Below are 21,796 nucleotides of genomic sequence, written 5' to 3'. Positions count from 1 at the left end.
TGGGCACACTATCCGTACCTGTAGGCAGGATACATTCCATGGATAAGGGTGAGCAGCTTGAACCAGTTTTTTCAAGCATGGCAAAAAAGAAAAGAAGCCCTCCAGTCAAAAACGTTGGAGCAGCACTCCGACAAGAGCATGGAAAGCGTATCGGATGTTGCGCTCACGACAAATGTGGAAGAAAACATCCAATTGATTCAAGCGCAGTTTGGAAAGTGTGACGATCTCGTCGTTCGTCGTTTTCAAACAAAGTCGAAGGCTCAAGCCGCTATCGTTTTTATAGATGGCATGGTGGATCGCAATGTCATCAGTGATTTTATTATTCGCTATATGACGACTCCCGATATCACCTATCATGACCCGGCGACAAATGAGCTGGATTTGACAGACAAACTGAGGCAGATCGTCCGAAATATTTTGTCTGGATGTGCGGTACTGATCATCGATGGGTGTCAAAATGCTTATTTGAATAACACGAGAGGTTGGGACAGGCGTTCAGTGGAAGAGCCTCAGACGGAATCAGTCGTACGAGGGCCACGCGATGGTTTTTGTGAAACGTTGTGCGTGAATGCAGCGCTGATCCGCTTCCGGTTGAAGGACCCCAATCTCAGAGTGCGTCATATGGTTGTCGGTGAACGAACACAGACTGACATTTACGTCATGCACATCGACGGCATTGCGTATCCCCCGATGGTCGAGGAAGTGATTGCGAGAATAGAGAGTAATGTTCGTGTGGATTCTGTGCTGGAGAGTGGCTACATCGAACAAATGATCCAGGATCGGAGATGGTCCCCATTCCCGCAGATTCAAAATACGGAACGTCCTGACAAAGTAGTGGCCAATCTTTTGGAAGGGAAGGTAGGCATTCTGGTAGATGGGACTCCGTTCGGCTTGATTGCTCCAGCTGTATTTTCGCAGTTTTATCAGAGTCCCGAGGATTATTACGAGCGATTTTACATCGCGACCTTGATTCGTTTCATTCGGATTATTAGTATCAGTATCGCCTTGCTGTTGCCTTCTCTTTATATCGCTTTTAGTGCGTTTCATCCAGAGATGATCCCTTCTCGGCTGGTCATTGCGATGGCGGCAGGACGATCTACCGTTCCATTCCCTTCTTTAATCGAAGCCCTGATTATGGAGCTGGCCATTGAGATATTGAGGGAAGCGAGCGTGAGGCTGCCGGGGCCAATAGGTCCTACGATCGGGATTGTTGGAGCACTCGTGGTCGGAGAAGCAGCGGTAACGGCCGGGCTTGTCAGTCCTGTCATGGTGATCATCGTAGCTGTGACGACAATCGGCTCGTTCGCATCCCCGAGTTACAGTGCAGCAATTGCCATTCGCATGCTCCGCTTCCCGGTTATGATCTTGGCAGGGATGTTTGGTCTTTACGGTATTATGCTGTTTTTGATCGTCATCCTCATTCACTTGTCTTCACTGAAATCGTTTGGAGTACCCTATATGAGCCCACTCAGTCCGCTCAACCTGAATGGAATGAAGGACTTGTTCGTACGGGCCCCGCATCATCTTATGAAAACAAGGCCGATGATGTTTCATGTTCAAGATAAAATCCGGATGAGAGAGGAGGAAAAACCGAAATGAACAGGAGGGAGGGGCACGGCTGGCATCAGGCTCTATCGATGTGGCAGCAAATTTGTCTCATCACAAGTACCTTAATCGGTGTCGGCGTATTGACCCTTCCTCGCACAACCAGCTCGAAATTATTTGAGGCAGGCTGGATCGCTCCTCTGATTGGCTCAGCAGGTGCGTATGTCTCCTTATGGTTAATTGTCAAATTAAGCAGGCGTTACCCAGGGGAAACCTTTATTGAATACAGTCACAAGGTATGGGGATCTGCCAGACGGCCTTGGGTGGGCAAAGTATTCAGCCTCCCTTGGATTTGTATCTATCTGGTCTACCTGTATTTTTCCACGGCAGTCGTATCGCGCGTATTTGGTGAAGTGGTTGTGACTTCCGTTCTTTTGCAGACTCCGTTGGAAGTTATGCTTATCACGATGTTTTTGCTGGTGCTATTTTTGTGCATGCATGAGGTGGAAGTAGTAGCGCGAGTGAACGAGCTGCTGTTTCCTCTTATTATCTTTCCACTTCTTTTTATCGCGATTGCGTCGTTCCAAAAGGCGGAATTAGGGAATCTCCTCCCGATTAATCATGTGTCAATCCGTTCAATGGTTGAGGGAGTATACGAAGGAATTTATTCCTATTCCGGTTTTGAAATTATGTTCGTCTTTTTCGCCTATGCGCAACAAAACACGAACAGAGAATTAGCGGGATTTTACAGTTTGTTAATTGCAGCATTGCTCTACATGTTAATTGTGGTGGCTGGCATTTCGGTATTTGGGTACGAAGAGTTGCAGAGGGTGACGTGGCCGACACTTGAATTGGTCAAGACGACCCAGGTGCCTGGATTGATCTTGGAGCGATTGGAGTCCGCTTTTTTGGCAGTGTGGGTTTCGGCTGTATTTACTACGGTAGCTAATGCGTATTACGCGGTTGTTTATTCACTGAGACAGTTGTTTCGCAAGGGAATCAGGTTTCAAAGAATCGTGGCTGCTGCCCTTCTCGTCCCATTATTCTTTTTTGCCCTTATTCCACAAAACATTACAGAAGTATTTAAGTGGTCGTCGTTGCTGGGGTTGTCTAGTCTGGTCATTAATTTGCTGATCCCTGTCGTTTACTGGATAGCAATCCTTATCCGTGACATGGTGACCCGACGAGAGGGGCGGAATATCGATGGGTAAGTCTCTTAGATACTTCGCTTTGCTGATCATTTGTACAATCTTTCTGACAGGGTGCTGGGACAGACGTGAATTAGAGGAACGCGCATCGGTGTTGGCTATTGCGATTGATCAGGATGAAAAAAATGAAAAACTGTACAAACTGACCGTCCAAATTCCGATTCCCATCAAAATCGCAGGGAGTAGCGGGAAGGGTGGAGGAAATAATGCAGATGCCGTGAAAATCATGAGCGTGACAGGAAGAACGGTGACAGACGCTGCCAACAACTTGCAAATGCGGCTGAACCAGCGATTGTTTCTTGGACATACCCGTATTCTTGCCGTGAGTGAGGAGGTCGCTAAAAAGGGAATCCAAGACATCATGGACAGCTTTCGTCGCGAACCGCAAATACGGCGACTCCTGTGGCCGATCGTCGTAAAGGGCAAAGCGTCTACCTTGCTAGAAATCAAGCCGAGGATCGAGCCGATTCCAGTCGTCTATATGATGGGGCTGATCGAAAATGGCATGAAATTAGGAAGAATTCCGGACCAAACGTTGGGCGACTATTTCAATCAGACCTCTAATCTAACCATGGAGCCGTTTTTGAATTATGTAGAGGCAAGTAAGAATGAGGTGAGTTGGAAAGGGGTTGCTGTGTTTCGCGGACACAAGATGGTGGGGATATTGGATCACGTGCATACATGGATATTGCTCCAGCTGCGCAATGAAAAACCGGGTGGAGACATTGTGATCCCGTTGCCGAAAACCAAGAACGGATATGTGGGTTTTCGTCCGCACTTTGTAAAAAAAAAGGTGATCATTCACAACTCCTCTTCCGCTACTTATCATTGCGAGCTCCAAGGAGATATTGTCGAACTCACAGAAGACTTGAAAATTCCGGCGGAGCAATTCGTCTTACAAATGCAAGCACTTATCCAAAAAGAAATGGAAAACCGCGCAAAGAAGCTATTGCAGCAATTACAAAAGCAGTACAATAGTGACATTTTGAAACTGGGCCTTACACTGCGTGCGACGCATTACCAAGACTACTGGAAAACTCACAATTGGAAGGAAGATTTCAGGGATTTTCCGGTCCGTGTTACATACACAATCAAGCTACGCCGTCTTGGTATGGAAATGCAATAGGAGAGCGATCACTGTGGAGAATCAGCAACGTAATTTTGGTACCTGGCAACTGACAAGCATTATGATCAGTTCGATGATCGGGGTGGGTATCCTCATCATCCCGAGAACGGCAACCAAACTTCTTCTTCAAATGGGGTGGTTGGGACCCATAGCAGGTGCTTTGATAGCATCCGTGGCTGTGGCGGCTATCGTTTATTTAGGTAACCAGTTTCCTGGCCTTACCTTTGTCGAATTTATGCCGAGGATATTTGGCGTTGCCATCGGTACCCTATGTGTGTTTCTTTTCATTCTCTATCAGTTCCTCAATGCGGGAATCACAGCCAGATTGTTCGGGGAAGTCGTCGTGACCTCTGTATTGCCGCAAACGCCACTGGAAGTAATTATCATCACATTGCTATTGTTGGTCATGTTTCTTTGTTTTCATGAGATTGAAGTTGTGGCAAGGGTAAATGAGCTGTTGATTCCTTTCCTCCTGTTCCCGTCTCTTTTGATTCCGCTCGTCTCCTTCATGAACGCAGATTGGTACAATTTATTGCCATTCCATCTAGAGTCATGGACACATGTCATGGAAACGAGTCTGAATACGTATACGCTCTACACCGGATATGAGCTGTTAATGGTTTACTTTGCCTTCGCTATTCCCGGGGCAAGGCTAGGGGTAGCCAGCATGACAGGTATGAGCTTTGCTCTTGTCGTTTATGTGATCACAGTTGTCGCAGGCATTACTGTATTTGGCTATGAAGAATTGCAGAGGTTGGTTTGGCCTACACTTGAACTGGTCAAGGTAACGCAGAGAACCGGCTGGTTTTTGGAGCGTTTTGAGTCCGCTTTTCTTGCGATATGGGTTGCTACTGTATTTACAACGATCGGGAATATGCTTTACGCGACGATTTTTTCACTGCGGCGCTGGTTTCGCAAAGGCATTCGTTTTCAACAAATCACCGCGATTGTGATCATGGTGCCCCTATCTTTCCTAACATTAGTACCGCAAAATATAGTGGAGCTGTTTTCTTATACACAGCATTTGACTGTCGTGGGATTTTTGATAACCATCATCATTCCCATCTTGCTGGCAATCACCCAATTCATACGCAATCAGTTCAATAAAGGCCGGGAAGTAAACAATGAAAAGGGAGGGACATAAGAGTCCCTCCCTTTGTAGCTTGCTTTTTTAGATCGGTTTTTCGGCTTGCTCAGGCAAGTGTTCCGCGATAGTCGTAATCATGGATTGACGTGAGGACGCATCACTGTTTTGCCACAGCACTTCGAACAAAACGCCTAAACCTGGGAGAGTCTTCTCCTGACCGCTAGAGATGGCATCACTGATGGTTTCTTCCACTGCGTTTGGATCTGAGCCTTGCATCTTGTACATGATCGCTTGTCGTAAGTTGAGTGAGGCAATATTCATGAACGTGCTTGCACCTCTCTTGTGAGAATGAATTCAAGAAATAGTATTTGTAAACGCTGTTTTGTGCATACCATGTATTTCGTACAAAACGTTCATGAGCATTTTGTGGCGGATGTTTTTGTTGTGCTATAATGCTTGATATTGGTAAGTTCCGTAAAGGAGAAGATTAATATGTCCAAGCAATTTGCCATTATCGGGATGGGACGTTTTGGTTCTAGCGTGGCGAGAACGCTGTACGAGATGGATTATGAAGTCATGGGAATAGATGAGAACGAGGAGCGTATTAACGAAAATATTCAGTACGTAACGCACGCGGTAGCAGCTGATTCTACGGATGAACGCGCCTTGAAGGAAATCGGCATCCGTAATTTTGACGTGGTTGTCGTGGCCATTGGGGTCGATATTCAGGCGAGCATCCTGACGGTATTGACGCTGAAAGACTTGGGTGTCAAAAAGATCGTGGCAAAAGCACAGAATGAGCGCCATGGGCAAGTATTGTACAAGGTAGGAGCTGACCGTGTCGTATTCCCTGAGCGTGACATGGGGGTGCGGGTCGCCCACAATCTGATCTCCTCTAACGTTCTTGATTTTATTGAGCTGGCAGAGGACTACAGCGTGGCGGAGGTAGTCGTGTCGTCCAAGCTGGTCGGTCAAAACTTGCGGCAACTGGATATTCGGAAAAAATACGAGGTCAACGTTATTGCCATCAAAAGCGGAGATAAATTCAACATCGCTCCTAGCCCGGATGAAGTCATCCAATACGGCGACGTGCTTGTGGTGATCGGGAACAACAAAGACTTACGCGAATTTGAGGAGCGGGCATAGGTTTATGACAAATGAAATCATTACTTCGGTACAAAACCCTCTGGTAAAGCGATTGCACCAGTTGCTGTCTCGGAAAGGACGAGAAGAGCAGCAGCGTTTTCTCGTGGAAGGGGCGCATCTGGTAGAGGAGGCGTTAAAAAGCGGGGCGGAGGTAGTCACCGTTATTTACGATCAACAGCGTGACATGGACCCTGCCTGTCAGCGTGCTCTGGCTAATCATCCGGAATCTGTTCAGGTCATTGCGGCATCAGAAGCAGTGCTGGCGAAGCTGTCCGAAACAAAGTCGCCGCAAGGAATTGTGGCCGAAGTGAAAAAAACAGCAGTAGATTGGACAAAATGGGTAGATAAGAAGAGAGAGGAACAAGGCAGCTTGCTACTCCTCTTTTTGGACGAAATACAAGACCCGGGCAACCTCGGCACGATTTTGCGTACAGCAGAAGCGGCAGCAGTTGATGGTGTCGTACTTGGAAGTGGCAGTGTCGATATTTACAATGGAAAAGTGGTACGGGCCACAATGGGGGCACTGTTCCGCATCCCGGTCTTTACACAGTCGTTAGTCGAGACGGCAGATGAATGGAAGGCAAAGGGAGGGCGAGTTCTGATCTCTTCCTTGGAGCAAAACAGTGTTTCCTATGACGAGGCTGATTATGCTGGTCTGACGGCAATGGTAATCGGAAATGAAGGAAGAGGCGTCTCCAAAGAGATGTTTACCAGGGCAGATCAATTCGTTCACATCCCGCTTTATGGCGGCGCAGAGTCATTGAATGCAGCAGTCGCGGCAGGAATTTTTGTATACGAGGTACAACGCAAAAGAAAAGATCGGCATGCTTAGCCGATCTTTTGCTCACTTTTTTTCTCTTTGTACTCTTCGCGCGCGAGCTGCCATTGATCTTGCGCCATCCGGATAATGCCGCTCTCAATGGTGTGGTTGCGAAAAGCTAGAGCTTTGCCGAAATACTTGATGGCTAAGTCAAACTTTTCGAGTCTGCGGTAGAGTTCACCAATCAAGTACAGCAAGCGGACTTCGGTCATTTCCTTATCGCCGCGTGTATAGTCGGAATGAATATACGATTGTTCATATTCTTCCACAGCCATATCGATAAAGCGCATTTCTTCCGCTACATTTTTCTGGAATCGATAAAGCCATGCGAGACGCAAATACAAACCCGCTTTTACGGAATGGGGCTGATCCGTTAGTTCAGCAGCGTAAATGGCCAGTTTGTAGCTGACAATGGCTTCTGGTACATGGCGAACATTGCCAAAATCTTTTGGCGTCCATTTCGAGGAGATTTGTTCATCCACAATCTGTTTTTGCCAAGGGGCGAGCTTGTCCCGGAATTGATCCGTAAAGGCGAAGCCGCATTCAGGGCAGACATTGACGGTATATATAATGGGATTTAAAGATTGCTCTTTAAAAGTGGTATAAAAATCGCTGTCGCGATGAATCATCGTCAACGTGCCGCTTCTGATCCTTTTAGTCGAAAAGGTAGCTTGGCAGTGGCGGCAGTTGCTTGTCTTATCGTAAAGGGCGGAAACATTATCAATCATGTCAAAATCCCCTTTCGAATGGGTAACATACATATGAAAACACTCTCTTGATATGTAACATTTGTAGAATTGAAAGTTCGCTCTTGTTGCGCTATAATTTTCCTTACGTCACAATTATAACGTAAAGCGATGACGGAGACTAGTACGCAGGACCTATCTGTTTTTTCAGGGAGAAGATGTCACAGACTGCGAGCATCTTTAACATGATAGCTGCCGAATTCACTCCAAAGCCGCACTCTGAACCGCTTTTTGCGCAGTAGGAGCAGCCGGGTCATACCCGTTACCAATGATCTGAAGTGAGACAAATGTCTCTTTCCACTAGTGATGTTGTCATGGATTTGTCACAGGGTGGAAGTGAAATGTCTAACAAGGGTGGTACCGCGAGAAAAAAGTAACTCGTCCCTTTTTTGGGGCGGGTTTTTCTTTTTTTTACATGGAAGAAAGTTTAAGTGCTTCACAGTTTGAAAAAGCGACTGTGCTTAAACTTTCCGGAGCGCATAATAACTTTCCGCTAAGACGCGGTCGCTCATCCATGAGAAGGCCTCGATAGAGGTTATTTTATCAAATGAAAAAAGGAGCGATTCGAAGTGCAAACTCGGTTGCAAGAAATGAAAGAGTCCGCATTGGGCCAAATCAGCCAAGTGACAGAAGCCGCACAACTCCAGGATTTGCGCGTCAAATACCTGGGGAAAAAGGGCGAGTTGACAGAACTGCTGCGCGGAATGGGCGGCCTGTCCCCAGAAGAGCGTCCAGTTGTCGGTCAGCTGGTGAATGAAGTAAGGGAAGCGCTGGAAGCAGCGTTCTCCGGCAAACAACAAGCCTTTGAAGAAGCGGCTCTCTTTGCCAAGCTTTCTTCTCAAACGATCGATGTGACACTGCCAGGACGTCCAGTACCAGCAGGCACCATGCACCCGCTCTCTCGGATCATTGAAGAGATCGAAGACATTTTCATCGGTTTGGGCTTTGAGGTGGCAGAAGGTCCTGAGGTTGAAATGGACCACTTCAACTTCGAGATGCTGAACCTGCCGAAAGATCACCCGGCACGCGATATGCAAGATACGTTCTACGTTACAGAAGAGCTACTGCTTCGTACGCAGACATCTCCTGTGCAAGCACGCACGATGTTGAAAAAAGAAGGCAAGACCCCACTCAAAATGATCTGTCCGGGTAAAGTGTATCGCCGCGATGATGACGATGCGACACACTCCCACCAATTCACGCAGATCGAGGGTCTCGTGATTGATAAAAAAATCGGGATGAGTGACTTGAAAGGTACCCTCTTGACGTTTGCCCGTCAAATGTTTGGGGAAAACCAACAAATTCGCCTGCGCCCAAGCTTCTTCCCGTTCACGGAGCCTTCCGTAGAAGTAGACCTGCAATGCTTCAACTGCGGTGGTCACGGTTGCCGTGTGTGTAAGCAAACGGGTTGGATCGAGATTTTGGGTGCTGGTATGGTTCACCCGCGCGTACTGGAAATGGCCGGCTACAACCCTGAGGAAGTCAGCGGCTTTGCATTCGGTATGGGTGTAGAACGAATTGCGATGCTCAAATACGCGGTAGAGGACATCCGCCATTTTTATACCAACGACGTTCGTTTCCTGCGTCAGTTCAATCGAGGCTAGAGAGGAGAGGCAAAGATGAAGGTATCATACCAATGGTTATCTGAATACGTCGATCTGAGTGGAACGACGCCCCAGGAGTTGGCTGAAAAGCTGACTCGCAGCGGGATTGAAGTAGACGCAGTTGAATCGCGCAATGCAGGTGTATCCGGTGTTGTGATCGGTTATGTAAAAGAACGCAGCAAGCACCCGGATGCAGACCGTCTCAACGTATGCGTCGTTGATGCAGGACAAGGAGAAGACCTGCAAATCGTATGTGGTGCAGCGAACGTAGACAAGGGACAAAAAGTTCTCGTTGCCTTGGTCGGTGCGAAGCTCCCAGATGGTCTGAACATCAAGCGTTCCAAGCTGCGCGGTGTAGAATCCCAAGGGATGATCTGCTCGGCAAAAGAATTGGGCTTAAACGAAAAGCTTTTGGCAAAAGATCAGCAAGAAGGCATTATGGTCTTGCCAGCGGATGCGGAAATCGGAATGGATGCTATTTCGTACCTCGGCTTGGATGACTATGTGCTGGAATTGGGACTGACGCCGAACCGTTCGGATTGCTTGAGCATGCTGGGGGTTGCTTACGAGGTAGCCGCTATTTTGGGCAAAGAAGTGGTATTCCCGCAAATCGAGCTGACCGAAAATGGTGGCGAAAACCCAATCCAAGTCAAGATCGAAGCTACAAATGAAAGTTATCAATACCACGGTCGTCACTTCACCAACGCCAAAATCGCGACATCTCCGCAATGGATGAAAAATCGCCTGATGGCAGCGGGAATTCGTCCGATCAACAACGTGGTAGACGTGACCAACTATGTCCTGCTCGAGTACGGTCAGCCGCTGCATGCTTTCGATGCGACACAGGTAGCTGATCGCTCTATTGTCGTTCGACTGGCAAAAGAGGGCGAAAAGCTCGTGACATTGGACGATCAAGAGCGCACGCTGGATGAGCAAACCTTGCTGATTGCCGACCAGACCAAAGGCTTGGCGATCGCCGGTGTAATGGGCGGAGCGAACTCCGAAATTACTGGTGAGACGAGTGAAATCATTCTCGAAGCAGCTTGGTTCACGCCAAAAACTGTACGTCGCACAGCTCGTATGCTCGGCATGCGTACAGAAGGCTGCGTACGTTGGGAAAAAGGCGTTGACCAAGCACGTGTACAAGAAGCTGGTGAGCGCGCCGCTGCGCTGATTCAGCAATTGTCTGGGGCAACAGTATCCAAAGGAATCAGCTCTGCTGTTGTAAGCGAAGCTGCGCCTGCTGTTGTTTCCGTTACGCTTGCAAAAATCAATCAGCATCTCGGAACCGACATGTCGGCTTCTGAAGTATCGCCGATTTTCGAGCGTCTGCAATTCCCGTATGAAGTAGCGGGCGACAAATGGACGGTAACCGTTCCAACGAGACGTGGCGACATTACGCTGCCAGAGGATTTGGTGGAAGAGGTTGCGCGTCTGTACGGCTACGACAACATTCCGACCAGCTTGCCTTCCGGTTCGACTACACAGGGACAGTTGACAAAAGAACAGCAACTGCGCCGTACTATCCGTCATCACCTGATCGGTACTGGCATGAATGAAGCGATTTCCTATGCACTGGTTCATCCAGATCGTGTCGAGGCAGTAGCGGGTCTGCATCAGGAAAAAGTAAACCCTGTTGCGCTCATGATGCCAATGAGTGAAGACCATAGCGTTCTGCGCACGAGCTTGATTCCTAGCCTCTTGGAAACAGTCGCTTACAATAAAAACCGTCAAAACCACGATGTTGCGATTTTCGAATTGGGCCGTGTGTTCTTGACGAAAGAAGAAACACTCACGCAGCTTCCGGAAGAGCGTCTGTATGTAGCGGGTGCATTGACTGGACAACTGCTCACACAAAACTGGATGGGTGCCAAGCAGCCTGTTGATTTCTTCCAAACCAAAGGGATTGTCGAATCACTCTTTGCTCGTTTGGGTATCCGAGGTGCCGAATACAAAGCGGTTCAGGACATTGCAGGTATGCACCCAGGACGTACCGCAGAAGTATGGGTAGGAGAAAAACGTCTGGGCTACCTGGGGCAAGTTCATCCGGGTACAGAAAAAGCGTATGATCTGTCCGAAACGTACGTATTCCAATTTGATGTAGTTGCTTTGATTGATGTGTCTGCCGAGGTAGGACATTACAATCAGTTGCCGAAGTCCCCAGCGATAACGCGTGACTTGGCTCTCGTTGTGGATCGCAGTGTAGCTGCTGGTGCATTGGAAGCAACGATTCGTGAAGCAGCAGGTGAGCTGCTCGAGTCCGTAACCTTGTTCGATGTATACATGGGTGAGCGTATTGCCCAAGATAAGAAGAGCATGGCATTTGCCCTCGTATTCCGTCACGCAGAGCGTACTTTGCAGGACGAAGAGATTCAACAAGTGACTACTGCTGTCATCGAAGCCTTGAAAAACAACACAGGCGCTGAACTGCGCATGTAAGATTGCTTGACGAAATCTGACATTTTCAGTAACCTAAAAAAGGGTAAAGTAGAGCAAAGGTCGCAGTAGGGAGGTACCTCTCGTGCAAGGTGATGGGAAAAATCGTTTGACGGTGGACATCTTTGGCCAACAATACCGGCTCAGTGGCAAGGCAAGTGTCAATCACATACGCATGGTGGCCGGTTTCGTTGATGACAAGATGAACGAAATCGCAAACGGCAACCATCGACTGGATACTGCCAAAATTGCCGTACTTTCTGCGGTCAATATCGCGGATGAATACTTCCGCTTGCGTCAGGAGTACGAAGAACTGCTGAAAATCATTCAGGAAGAGGCAAAGGCTAAACCGATAGATTAAGGAAAAGAGGGGCGCAATGCCTCTCTTTTCACGTTGTGGGTAAAAATGAGAAGAGCCACCCCGCCTTTGATGGGATGGCTCTTTGATGCATTTTGCCTATGTCTCCTGCTTGTTCCCGGCATCTCCATCGCGCAAATCCATATGGGTTTTGATCGGGATAAACAAGTCGATGATCCCGATCACCAAGGAAGCCAGAAGCGCTCCAAGAATCGTTACGCGGAAGCCAGAGACGATGAACTGAGTGAGATAAATCACGACGGCGCTAACCAAGAAGCCGATAATACCACGATTGTACGGCGAAATTCGATCTCCGAAAATGGCTTCTACGGCCCAGCCAATCAGTGCGATGACAACGGCCGCGAACAGAGCTGTCCAAAAACTGCTAACCGAAAAGCCGGGGACCAGAAAGCCGACAAACATCAGGACTACGGCAGCGACGATAAAGCGGACGATATGGCGCATGATCGTCAAGTGTACTCCTCCTTTAGGGTTGTTTCACCTTTCATTCTCTCACGCAAAGAGTAGAACTATGCCTAACGAAAACGTGTAAAATTATCCTTCGACGGTGGTGCCTGTCCGAAGCTATCCGTTGCTCAAGTTTTCTAAGCTCCGCTGCCATGCTATAATGGGGAGATATCGTAATGATTGCCGGTATAGACCGTCGCTCCCGCCCGCACGGTACAACGGTCGCCGCTGGATAAAGAAGGAGGAGCACAGTGGAACAACGGGTTTTTAAGACGTTAGAATACGATAAAATAGTCGCCCTGTTGATTGACAAGGCATCTTGCACATATGGTAAAGAAAAAGCATCAGAATTGATTCCTTTTTTACGCTTGGATGAAGTCATTACCGCTCAGCAAGGGACTGAACAAGCAGCAACCGTGTTACGCTTAAAAGGCAGCGTGCCTCTCGGTGGCATTCGCGATATCCGCGGTCCCGTACAGCGTGCCAGATTGAACGCCATGCTCGCCCCGATGGAATTGCTGGATATCGCCAGCACCGTTATGGCCGGACGCAGGCTCAAAACGTTTTTGCTCGATATGTGTGAGGATCACGAGCTGCCATTATTGCAACAGGAGGCAGAGCGTATTGAGGGCCTGCGCGAGTTGGAAACCGAAATTCGCCGCTGTATTGATGAAAATGGCGATATTTTGGATAGCGCGAGTCTTGAATTGCGACAGGTACGTCAGGAGATTAGACAGCTCGAGTCGCGCATTCGCGAAAAGCTCGATCAAATGACACGTTCGTCTACTTACCAAAAAATGCTGATGGAAAACATCGTTACGATTCGTGGCGATCGTTTCGTTATTCCGGTGAAGCAGGAGTATCGTTCTGTATTTGGCGGAATTGTCCACGACCAGTCGGCATCTGGGGCGACGCTCTTTATTGAACCGGAAGTAATCGTTGAGATGAACAACAAGCTTCGCGAGCTACGCCTGCGCGAGGAGCGTGAAGTGGAGCGCATTCTGTATGTGTTGACGGAGCAGGTATCCTTTGCGGTAGAGGCTTTGATCGAGAACACAGAAGCGCTGACAGAGCTCGATTTTATGTTTGCCAAGGCTCAGCTTGCCTGGAGCATGAAGGCGATTTGCCCACGCATCAATGATCGCGGATACGTAAACATGCGAAAAGCGCGTCATCCACTCATTCCACGAGAAGTTGTCGTTCCTGTAGATGTGGAGCTAGGTGGAGAGTATCAGGCGATTGTTGTGACAGGCCCGAATACAGGCGGAAAAACCGTTTCCCTCAAAACAATCGGACTGCTGTCCTTGATGACCATGGCAGGCTTGCATATTCCGGCAGAGGAAGAGAGCGAGATGACCGTATTCTCCTCCATTTTTGCCGATATCGGGGATGAGCAATCCATCGAGCAGAGCCTGTCTACATTCTCGAGCCATATGACCAATATTATTCAAATCTTGGCGAAAATGGACGACAAGAGCTTGGTGCTGTTTGACGAGCTAGGGGCAGGAACAGACCCGACAGAGGGTGCTGCTCTGGCCATGTCCATCATCGACCATGTGATTGATTCCGGCGCGAGATTGGTTGCTACGACTCACTACAGTGAATTGAAGGCGTATGCCTACGATAGGCCCGAGGTCATCAACGCCAGCGTAGAATTTGACGTACAGACACTGCGTCCTACTTACCGCTTGCTCATCGGGGTGCCTGGCAGATCCAACGCGTTTGCCATCGCAAGACGTCTGGGATTGCCAGAACACATCATTGATGTAGCGCGCGGCTCGATCAGTGAGGAAGACAATCAGGTCGAGAGCATGATCGCGTCGTTGGAGCGTAATCGCAAGTCAGCGGAAGCAGACAGTTTGGCGGCAAAAGCGGCACGCCAGGAAGCGGAAGAGCTGCGTAGACAGCTGGAAGAAGAGCGCGCGCAATTTGCTGAAGAGAAAAACAAGCGAATGGAGCGAGCAGAGGACGAAGCGCGAATTGCTGTTCAACTCGCAAAAGAAGAAGCTGAAACGATCATTCGCGAGCTGCGCGAAATGATGGCAGAAGGCATGGAAATCAAGGAGCATCGTCTCATCGATGCGAAGAAGCGCTTGGGCAATGCCGTCCTTGAGCTGGAGAAGGAAAAGGTGAAGAAGCCGGCAAAAGCAGTTCGTGCCACACAGATCAAGGTGGGCGACGAGGTAATGGTGACGAGCTTCGGACAAAAAGGAACCGTGCTGGAAAAAGTAAACAATGAGGAATTCCTCGTGCAGATCGGAATCATGAAAATGAAAGTGAAGCGCGATGATATGCATGTACAAAACTCGATCCAACAAAAACCGCAAGCGGCTCCGTACACCTCTGTGAAGCGTCGCAGTGACAATATCAAGATGGATCTCGATTTGCGTGGCTACAACGTCGAGGACAGCATTCGGGAAATCGATCAGTTTTTAGATGATGCGCTGTTGGCAGGCTTGCACTCGGTCTCCATCATTCACGGACACGGGACAGGAGTACTGCGCAAAGGCGTACACGAGTATTTGAGAAGTCATCGTAATGTAAAATCCTTCCGCTTAGGTGGTCAAGGAGAAGGCGGCGTAGGTGCTACCATTGCCGAATTGAAATAAGAGGTCGGGAGGGACATATGGAAAGCCTTCTACACAATCCATATTTTGCAACTGCAGCTTATTTTACTGTGTCTGGACTGGCGATGGTTTTATTCTTAGCCATTTTTGAACTAGTGACGCGTTATCGTGTTTGGGAAGAATTGAAGCGTGGGAACATGGCAGTAGCAATGGCAACAGGCGGGAAAATTTTTGGGATCGCGAACATTTTCCGCTATTCCATTCAGGCGCATTTGTCTTTGGGCGAAGCGTTGATTTGGGCGACATTCGGATTTTTCCTGTTGTTGTCTGCGTACTTCATTTTTGAATTCATGACCCCTACATTTAATGTCGATCAGGAAATTGCAAAAGATAACAGGGCCATTGGTTTTATTGCGATGGTCCTGTCCATCGGTTTTTCGTATATCATAGGGGCATCCTTGCCTCGTTAGACGGGTTGAACGTTATTTCAAACGAGAGTATAATTTGATTTGGCGAAAGAGTACCAAACTATTCTGCCCAATCAAAGTCCTTTTTACGAAAAAGAGGACAAGCCAAGATTGTATGGGGGAGGAACAGCCTTGGAAACGTTGTACAAGGTCCTCATCGGATTGTGTGTGCTTTTTATCGCTGCAGGTGTTTACTACCTGTCCTAAAAATATGCGCAAGTTGGCCGCGTGACTACTACAGTCATACGGACCTTACTTAGAGAATGTGAAAGAGGAGATACGCAATGACTCAACCTGTACGCGTAGCTGTTGTGGGATTGGGGTTTGTAGGCTTGCCGTTGGCGCTTACCTATGCCATGAAAGGAGCGAACGTCATCGGTATTGACGTCTTACCGCATGTCGTCGATGAGATCAATGCGGCACATTCCCATCACCTGGAGTCCTATCAGGGAAAAACGTTGCCAGAGATCCTCAAAGAGCAGATTGAAGCAAAACGTTTCCGTGCAACGTCCTCCTACGAGGAAGCGGCTGCGGAAGTCCATAACTATATTGTAACAGTCGGATTGCCTGTTCATAACGGCGATCCTAATCTCGGGCCGCTGAAAAGCTGTGCACAGTCGCTCGGTGGTGTATTGAAAAAAGGCGATACTATCATGATCCGCAGTACCGTCGTACCAGGAACGACAGAAGATGTGATTCTGCCGATTTTGGAGGAAACAAGCGGTCTTGTTGCTGGTGTCGATTTCTACCTGACATACTGCTCGGAGCGAATTGCAGAGGGGCGTGCTTTTGAAGAGTTCATCCATATGCCGCTCGTTCTGGGTGGCATCAATGAACAAAGCGCTGAAAAAGGAAAAGAGTTGTTGTCCTTCATCAGTGAGACGGACATCACGATCACGGATATCCGCGTAGTCGAGACAGCAAAAGTCATCGAGAACATCCAGCGTGATGTGAACATTGCGATGGTGCAGGAATTCGCTCGTTTCTCCGAGGCATTCGGCATCGATACGTTCGAGCTGATCAAGGTTGCTAATACGCACACACGCGTAAACCTGTTATCGCCAGGACCGGGTGTAGGCGGCTTCTGCTTGCCGAATGCGCTGTACTACTTGCAGCCTAAGGCACGTGAATTGGAAGTAAACATGCCGATTCTGCAACTGGCTCGCAATACGAATGATGCGGTACCTGAAGTGTTAATCGGCATGCTCGAACAAGCCTTGAAGGATAATGGCAAGACATTGGCAGGAAGCCGCGTAGCTGTATTGGGGATGGCGATGAAAGACTTTTCCAATGACGACCGCGTAAGCCCTGTCCACGACCTGATCAAGGTGCTCATAGCAAAAGGAGTAGACGTTCGTTCCTACGATCCGGCTGTTCCGACTGTGTATGATCACAAGGTTGATAGTCTGGAGAAAGCAGTGAATGGAGCAGATGCTTTGTTCCTGACTGCTGTTCAAAAGGAATTTGCTGAGGCGGACTGGGCCAATGTTGCTGAAAAGATGGCTGATGCGCCGATTCTCTTCGATACGAAGAACCGCATCCCGCGTGACCTTGTCAGCAAGGCGACTGTGGTGCGCATTTAATTCTTAAACAAGTCCCAGTGATTCGTACGAGAAAACCTCTCTAAACGCACGTAAAAGCGTTTGGAGAGGTTTTTTTCATAAAGTAGTGAACCATATTGAACGAGAGAGCCAATACAAGGTGTATACAAATTCAGGGGGCCCTCCGATGAATGATCAAATGTTAGAACTGTGGCTGGACCGTTTGCTAGATGGAGACCAGGAAGCTTTTGAGGTGGTCTACAGCATGACACGGACAAAAATTTACGGTACCGTAGCAGCCATGGTCACGAATAAAGAAGATGTTCATGATATTGTAAGCGAAATTTACTATCAGCTATGGAGATCACTGCCTGCTTATGATCGCAAGCGTCCGTTTCTTTTCTGGGTGAATGGGATTGTCATTAGACAGGTGAAAAACTGGCGTAGACAGATTTGGAGAAGATTCCGTCTGTTAGAACGAAAACAGAGCTTGGAAGAAGAGCAACATGTCGAAACGCCGGATGAGCCAATGCTTGCGATGGAGTCTGCCACAGAGATGCAGCAAGCAATCCAAATGCTGCCGTTCAAGCTGCGCATCGTCGTGATTTATCGGTATTACTACGATTATACGTACGATCAGATTGCCGAACTGCTGCAAATACCAGTGGGCACAGCAAAATCGAGAAATCATCTGGCATTAAAGCGAATCCGCGAGTGGATTGACGTCGAATGGAATGAGGAGGAACTCCAAACATGTCTATCGAAAAAATCATAAAACAGTCACTCACCAAACAAATGGACGAAACCACGATCCCTGATGAACTCGACCAGCGCGTCAGGCAGTCTTTTCATCGCTATCACAAAAAAAAGGAGACTGTAACGATGAAGAAAAAATTAGTTATGATGGGATTAATTGCTGCTATTATACTGCCGACTGGAGTATATGCGGCTTTAAATGGAACCTCTTATTTTGCAGACAATCCAAAAGACTTGAACGGTTTGGTGGGTGAAGAGGTTAAGCGAGCAGCGGCAGAAGGGTTGTCCATTCCGATCGATCAAAAAATTACCGATCAGGGGATTACGATTCATTTTACGGAAGTGTATGCGGAAGATAGCAAAGTTCTGTTGCACTATCGCATTGAACAACAAAATGGAGAACTGGTGCCTTTCGAATTCGATACGACAGGTTTAGATGTGGTAGGCGAAGCAAATGGCAATCCTGTGTACCAGGATAAAGGCTTGGAAGGGACAAGTGTCCTAAGCTTTATCGGGACTAGCAAAGAGGATAATTTGCCTTTCTACTTAACAGACGAGTCCGGTAAGGAAGTAGAGGTTGGAATAGCCGAACATGACAAGCCAGAGGGCGTTCTTGCCTTCGCCGCGCATGAATTCAAGCTACCGCAGCCACTCACCTTAAATATCGATGTGAACCGGATCGGTAAAACAAAGGGCGACTGGAAGGGACAATTTATTGTGGACCAGAGCAAAGCCAAAGAAGCAACAGAGGCTGCGAAGTAGGAGAAAAAAGTTTGGTCACGTATAATAAGCCTCGTAAATGGCAATAGTAACCGAGGTAAGACAATATTTCAAATGTCATGTAAGGGTTACATGCTAGGAGGCAAAAATGGAACGTGGAAGAGTAAAGTGGTTCAACAGCGAAAAAGGTTTCGGTTTTATCGAGCGTGATGGTGGAGATGACGTATTCGTTCACTTCTCCGCTATTCAGGGCGAAGGGTACAAATCCTTGGACGAAGGACAAGAGGTTGAGTTTGACGTAGAAAACGGTCAACGCGGTCCTCAAGCGACGAACGTTCGGAGACTATAAAAGCTGAAACGACAAGCAGACTCAGGTGATGGGTCTGCTTTTTAATTTGGTTTGAAGTAGCTGTAGTGGTGGAAAGAAGCGCATTTCCAGTCTACGCTTCGGCCTACGCCCTGCTGAGGGAGGGTACTGTCGGCTCCAGAGGCGCTAAGACTGGAAATTCACTTCTTTCTCAGTGGCTTTATAAAACCAATTAAAAAATGGAAAAAAGAATAGAACGGAAGAACTGATTTCAGCCCTTCCGTTCCTCCCTTAGCTTTTTAAAAAAATTCAGCACCCGACGCCAGGTTCAGCATGGCGCGCATCGTTTTGTACATATCTTGCGGATTGGCTGCATTGTAATAAACCGTGTTTGTTGCTGTTTCATAGCGCGTGCCCGGGACAATTGCGGCCATCTCAGCTTGTCCTGCATGGGAGAATTCCATCGCCAGCTCTACAGGTACAGCTGTACGGAATGGCTGGATGTTGTTCCGGTTGCGCAAGGCATTGGCTGTCTTGCGTTTCAGTTCAGCGGTCGCTTCTTCACGCGAGAGACAGATAGCAGCTGTGCGGGATACAGCTTCCTTCACGATTGCAGTTTGAATGCCTGGAATCAGTTCCTGTGCTTCGACGGCGATGAGATTATCACCAGACACCATGACAACAGGAACGTTGTGCATGCCCGCGATCGCGGCGTTAAAGCCGAACTCACCCACGACTTGTCCGTTGATATACATATTGTGAACCACACCGGACATCGTATGACTGAGCACGCCAGGAATCCCTTGGCGGGTATGATAGCCGATAAACATCGCTGCATCAAAGCTCTCATCGAGTCCCTGCATCATGGACGAATCGCGTGGAGAACCTGCCAACAGTCTCGCTTTCGGATGGAGCTTTTCCCAGAGAATATTGTTCATCGTGTTGTGACTGTCTGCTACAATAATTTCCGTTACACCAGACTCAAGTGCAGCTTCAATAACCGCATTGGCATCGTCTGTCATAAACTGGCGACCACGCTGATAGTTAACCCCCGAATCTGGGTTAATATAGCTCGTATCCACAATACCTGAAATACCTTCCATGTCTACCGAAAGAAATAGTTTCATCTTATTTTCACCCTTTCTGTCTGGTGCAGCTTGTTATACAAAATAGTTCCAATTCATATGTAACCAGATTGATCATGAGTAGGCAACCATAAAAACAGATTCTTCAAACAAATCATATGAAAAAGCACGATGCCCGCTGTTCGCGTTTCACCGTGCTTTTCGTCATTTCAGTAACGTACGATAAAGAGCAACAATTTGTTCGGTCATGAGTTGAATGGTAAAAGTGGATTCTACTTTGTTCAGCGCGTTTTGCACCATGGTCTCACGCAACTGTGGTGAAGTCCATAGCCGTTCCATTGCTTGCGCCAACAAAGCGGGATTTCCCGGTTCTACGATCAACCCCGTATCGCCATCGAAAACAAACTCTTTCACACCGCCGACACTGCTTGCTACGACAGGAACCTCCGAAGCCATCGCCTCGATGATGGTATAACCTAGCCCTTCGTACAGAGAAGAGTGGACAAAGCCATCTAAGGCATGCAAGCACGCAGGAATATCTTGCCGAAATCCAGCAAAGCGAACATGCGATTCCAGCCCCAATTCTTTTACCTTGGCTTCGAGCGCAGCCCGTTCAGAGCCGTCTCCAATCAACACGAGATAAGGAGCCTCTGTCTTGTCCGTCATTAGCGTATGAAAAGCATCGAGCAGAATCGGGAGACCTTTTACGGGAACAAAGCGAGCTGCTGTCCCGAACAAAAAGGCGTCCTCTGGTATGTTCCATTCCGCACGTAGTCGATTGCGGTCATTCGCTCGTAAATGGTTTTGCCGATAAGGCTTCATGTCCATTCCGTTATAAATCACACTAATGTCAGACGAACGAACACCCTGACCCTGTAAAATATCGGCAATCGCACCACTGATCGCGATATAATGACGGTTCCAATGTCTCGTGCTCATTTCCATTATGTTGACAATGGCATAGGCCAAGGAGCTTGTATAATCATAACGGAGGGAGCTGTGAACAGTGGTCAGCAAAGGCATCTTCATACCGCGAGCTGCCAGTCGGGAAAAGAAATTGGCTTTAATCCCATGCGTATGGATGATCGCTGGTTGGAATGTGGAAAAGGCATTCCGCAGAGCCTGCAGCAATCGTAAGTCAAAACGTCCGAACTGATTCAGTGTAATGACTTGGATGCCTGATTCCCGCAATTTACTCGCGAATAGAGAATCATAGAAGCATACGACTGCGACATCTACTTCGTCGACAGGAAAAGTAGTGACCAAATTGAGAATATGTTGTTCAGCACCGCCAAATTCCCCCCCGCCAATCACGTGGAGGACTCGTAATTTGCTCATCTGAATTCACCCGAATCGTAATTAAAAAACCTCTTACTGAGGTATGTAAATGGAGGTACGACCGAATAGAGGCGGTGTACCGAAAAAATGAACGATCATTTATAAACAAAGCCATTTTCACTATAGCAGATGCCCGCTAGATTCGCAATAAGACAGCACTTATGGTATCGTTGATGATGGAAAATTGAAATGGAGAAGGACGGTTACGTAAATGAATACGCACAACGTGTTGATCATATGCTACATATTTCCTCCTATTGGTGGAGGCGGCGTGCCAAGACCGTTGAAAATGGCCAAATATTTGGGGGAGTTTGGCTGGAATGTCCATGTGCTGACAGTAGATCCTGCTTATCATGCGACGCTCGATCCATCCCTTTTGGCACAGCTGCCGAGTGATGTCACCATTCACCGTGCGAAGGAGTGGCAGTTGCTGCCGAATCGAGGGGGACAAGCCGCATCAGCTAGTGCCAA

General features: G+C 48.0%; 20 protein-coding genes, 1 pseudogene and 1 other annotated feature. Of the genes and pseudogenes, 16 read left to right on the top strand and 5 right to left on the bottom strand.

Annotated features, from left to right (window positions below; translation table 11 throughout):
• The first annotated feature begins 57 nt into the window (after positions 1-57).
• From PMI05_RS26355 to PMI05_RS26340, 4 genes are read left to right on the top strand one after another with little or no spacing between them, the layout of a single operon-like run.
• Positions 58-1,599 (top strand): spore germination protein, encoded by a 1,542-nt coding sequence (locus PMI05_RS26355; RefSeq protein ID WP_039961434.1) that lies wholly within the window; start codon positions 58-60, stop codon positions 1,597-1,599.
• Positions 1,596-2,756, top strand: coding sequence for an endospore germination permease (locus PMI05_RS26350; protein WP_007728528.1), 1,161 nt, complete (start codon positions 1,596-1,598; stop codon positions 2,754-2,756). Before PMI05_RS26355 ends, PMI05_RS26350 begins: the two co-directional genes overlap by 4 nt.
• Positions 2,749-3,879 (top strand): Ger(x)C family spore germination protein, encoded by a 1,131-nt coding sequence (locus PMI05_RS26345; RefSeq protein ID WP_007728527.1) that lies wholly within the window; start codon positions 2,749-2,751, stop codon positions 3,877-3,879. Before PMI05_RS26350 ends, PMI05_RS26345 begins: the two co-directional genes overlap by 8 nt.
• A gap of 13 nt (positions 3,880-3,892) precedes the next feature.
• Complete coding sequence (locus PMI05_RS26340) at positions 3,893-5,023, top strand: endospore germination permease (RefSeq protein WP_007728526.1); 1,131 nt, start codon at positions 3,893-3,895, stop codon at positions 5,021-5,023.
• Between the two features lie 27 nt (positions 5,024-5,050).
• On the opposite strand, the gene sspI is transcribed toward PMI05_RS26340, so the two are convergent.
• Positions 5,051-5,287, bottom strand: coding sequence for a small acid-soluble spore protein SspI (sspI, locus tag PMI05_RS26335; RefSeq protein WP_007728525.1), 237 nt, complete (start codon positions 5,285-5,287; stop codon positions 5,051-5,053).
• Between the two features lie 171 nt (positions 5,288-5,458).
• Here sspI and PMI05_RS26330 point away from each other — a divergent pair, with 171 nt between their 5' ends.
• Entirely contained in the window at positions 5,459-6,112 is a 654-nt protein-coding gene (locus PMI05_RS26330) for a TrkA family potassium uptake protein (RefSeq protein ID WP_007728524.1), read from the top strand.
• Between the two features lie 4 nt (positions 6,113-6,116).
• On the top strand, positions 6,117-6,944 hold the full coding sequence (locus tag PMI05_RS26325; protein ID WP_007728523.1) for an RNA methyltransferase: 828 nt from the start codon (positions 6,117-6,119) through the stop codon (positions 6,942-6,944).
• Here PMI05_RS26325 and PMI05_RS26320 read toward each other — a convergent pair.
• On the bottom strand, positions 6,941-7,660 hold the full coding sequence (locus PMI05_RS26320) for a DUF2225 domain-containing protein (RefSeq protein WP_039961445.1): 720 nt from the start codon (positions 7,658-7,660) through the stop codon (positions 6,941-6,943). The two genes, PMI05_RS26325 and PMI05_RS26320, sit on opposite strands and share 4 nt — an antisense overlap.
• 120 nt (positions 7,661-7,780) lie before the next feature.
• Positions 7,781-8,067 (top strand) — a binding site (T-box leader).
• 180 nt (positions 8,068-8,247) lie between these two features.
• On the opposite strand from PMI05_RS26320, the gene pheS reads away from it, so the two are divergent.
• From pheS to zapA, 3 genes are all read left to right on the top strand, one after another.
• Complete coding sequence (pheS, locus tag PMI05_RS26315; protein ID WP_007728518.1) at positions 8,248-9,282, top strand: phenylalanine--tRNA ligase subunit alpha; 1,035 nt, start codon at positions 8,248-8,250, stop codon at positions 9,280-9,282.
• 15 nt (positions 9,283-9,297) lie between these two features.
• Positions 9,298-11,721, top strand: coding sequence for a phenylalanine--tRNA ligase subunit beta (pheT, locus tag PMI05_RS26310; RefSeq protein ID WP_007728515.1), 2,424 nt, complete (start codon positions 9,298-9,300; stop codon positions 11,719-11,721).
• A gap of 82 nt (positions 11,722-11,803) precedes the next feature.
• Positions 11,804-12,079 carry a cell division protein ZapA gene (zapA, locus tag PMI05_RS26305; RefSeq protein ID WP_007728510.1) on the top strand — a complete coding sequence of 92 codons (276 nt, stop codon included), beginning with the start codon at positions 11,804-11,806 and terminating at the stop codon, positions 12,077-12,079.
• 96 nt (positions 12,080-12,175) lie between these two features.
• On the opposite strand, the gene PMI05_RS26300 is transcribed toward zapA, so the two are convergent.
• Positions 12,176-12,550: a phage holin family protein gene (locus PMI05_RS26300; protein ID WP_007728508.1), complete on the bottom strand. Its 375-nt coding sequence runs from the start codon at positions 12,548-12,550 to the stop codon at positions 12,176-12,178.
• A gap of 245 nt (positions 12,551-12,795) precedes the next feature.
• Between PMI05_RS26300 and PMI05_RS26295 the strand changes: the two genes are divergently transcribed.
• From PMI05_RS26295 to PMI05_RS26270, 6 genes are all read left to right on the top strand, one after another.
• Positions 12,796-15,153 (top strand): endonuclease MutS2, encoded by a 2,358-nt coding sequence (locus tag PMI05_RS26295; protein ID WP_007728505.1) that lies wholly within the window; start codon positions 12,796-12,798, stop codon positions 15,151-15,153.
• Between the two features lie 17 nt (positions 15,154-15,170).
• Positions 15,171-15,581 (top strand): DUF350 domain-containing protein, encoded by a 411-nt coding sequence (locus PMI05_RS26290; protein ID WP_007728502.1) that lies wholly within the window; start codon positions 15,171-15,173, stop codon positions 15,579-15,581.
• A gap of 281 nt (positions 15,582-15,862) precedes the next feature.
• Positions 15,863-17,161, top strand: coding sequence for a nucleotide sugar dehydrogenase (locus PMI05_RS26285; RefSeq protein ID WP_007728499.1), 1,299 nt, complete (start codon positions 15,863-15,865; stop codon positions 17,159-17,161).
• A gap of 145 nt (positions 17,162-17,306) precedes the next feature.
• Positions 17,307-17,894: a sigma-70 family RNA polymerase sigma factor gene (locus PMI05_RS26280; protein WP_007728495.1), complete on the top strand. Its 588-nt coding sequence runs from the start codon at positions 17,307-17,309 to the stop codon at positions 17,892-17,894.
• Positions 17,873-18,637 carry a DUF4179 domain-containing protein gene (locus PMI05_RS26275; RefSeq protein ID WP_007728494.1) on the top strand — a complete coding sequence of 255 codons (765 nt, stop codon included), beginning with the start codon at positions 17,873-17,875 and terminating at the stop codon, positions 18,635-18,637. Before PMI05_RS26280 ends, PMI05_RS26275 begins: the two co-directional genes overlap by 22 nt.
• 106 nt (positions 18,638-18,743) lie before the next feature.
• Positions 18,744-18,944, top strand: coding sequence for a cold-shock protein (locus PMI05_RS26270; RefSeq protein WP_007728493.1), 201 nt, complete (start codon positions 18,744-18,746; stop codon positions 18,942-18,944).
• A 257-nt stretch (positions 18,945-19,201) separates the two neighbouring features.
• Here the strand turns inward: PMI05_RS26270 and PMI05_RS26265 are convergent, their stop codons facing one another.
• Both PMI05_RS26265 and PMI05_RS26260 read right to left on the bottom strand, forming a co-directional pair.
• On the bottom strand, positions 19,202-20,029 hold the full coding sequence (locus tag PMI05_RS26265) for a M55 family metallopeptidase (RefSeq protein ID WP_007728484.1): 828 nt from the start codon (positions 20,027-20,029) through the stop codon (positions 19,202-19,204).
• A 162-nt stretch (positions 20,030-20,191) separates the two neighbouring features.
• Positions 20,192-21,325: a glycosyltransferase gene (locus tag PMI05_RS26260; protein ID WP_039961427.1), complete on the bottom strand. Its 1,134-nt coding sequence runs from the start codon at positions 21,323-21,325 to the stop codon at positions 20,192-20,194.
• Positions 21,326-21,536: 211 nt separating this feature from the next.
• Between PMI05_RS26260 and PMI05_RS26255 the strand changes: the two are divergent.
• Positions 21,537-21,796, top strand: a pseudogene (locus tag PMI05_RS26255) (glycosyl transferase family 1); the annotation flags it as partial.

Source organism: Brevibacillus sp. BC25 (assembly GCF_000282075.1).
In the GTDB taxonomy this organism is placed as follows: Bacteria; Bacillota; Bacilli; order Brevibacillales; family Brevibacillaceae; genus Brevibacillus.
Note: the sequence above shows the minus strand (reverse complement) of the source record. Positions and strands in the feature narration are given on the sequence as shown.

Coding starts and splice junctions, on each gene's coding strand:
- PMI05_RS26350 (WP_007728528.1), top strand. CDS start 1,596: ATGAACAGGAGGGAGGGGCACGGCTGGCATCAGGCTCTATCGATGTGG.
- PMI05_RS26345 (WP_007728527.1), top strand. CDS start 2,749: ATGGGTAAGTCTCTTAGATACTTCGCTTTGCTGATCATTTGTACAATC.
- sspI (WP_007728525.1), bottom strand. CDS start 5,287: ATGAATATTGCCTCACTCAACTTACGACAAGCGATCATGTACAAGATG.
- PMI05_RS26330 (WP_007728524.1), top strand. CDS start 5,459: ATGTCCAAGCAATTTGCCATTATCGGGATGGGACGTTTTGGTTCTAGC.
- PMI05_RS26325 (WP_007728523.1), top strand. CDS start 6,117: ATGACAAATGAAATCATTACTTCGGTACAAAACCCTCTGGTAAAGCGA.
- PMI05_RS26320 (WP_039961445.1), bottom strand. CDS start 7,660: ATGATTGATAATGTTTCCGCCCTTTACGATAAGACAAGCAACTGCCGC.
- pheT (WP_007728515.1), top strand. CDS start 9,298: ATGAAGGTATCATACCAATGGTTATCTGAATACGTCGATCTGAGTGGA.
- PMI05_RS26290 (WP_007728502.1), top strand. CDS start 15,171: ATGGAAAGCCTTCTACACAATCCATATTTTGCAACTGCAGCTTATTTT.
- PMI05_RS26285 (WP_007728499.1), top strand. CDS start 15,863: ATGACTCAACCTGTACGCGTAGCTGTTGTGGGATTGGGGTTTGTAGGC.
- PMI05_RS26280 (WP_007728495.1), top strand. CDS start 17,307: ATGAATGATCAAATGTTAGAACTGTGGCTGGACCGTTTGCTAGATGGA.
- PMI05_RS26275 (WP_007728494.1), top strand. CDS start 17,873: ATGTCTATCGAAAAAATCATAAAACAGTCACTCACCAAACAAATGGAC.
- PMI05_RS26270 (WP_007728493.1), top strand. CDS start 18,744: ATGGAACGTGGAAGAGTAAAGTGGTTCAACAGCGAAAAAGGTTTCGGT.
- PMI05_RS26265 (WP_007728484.1), bottom strand. CDS start 20,029: ATGAAACTATTTCTTTCGGTAGACATGGAAGGTATTTCAGGTATTGTG.
- PMI05_RS26260 (WP_039961427.1), bottom strand. CDS start 21,325: ATGAGCAAATTACGAGTCCTCCACGTGATTGGCGGGGGGGAATTTGGC.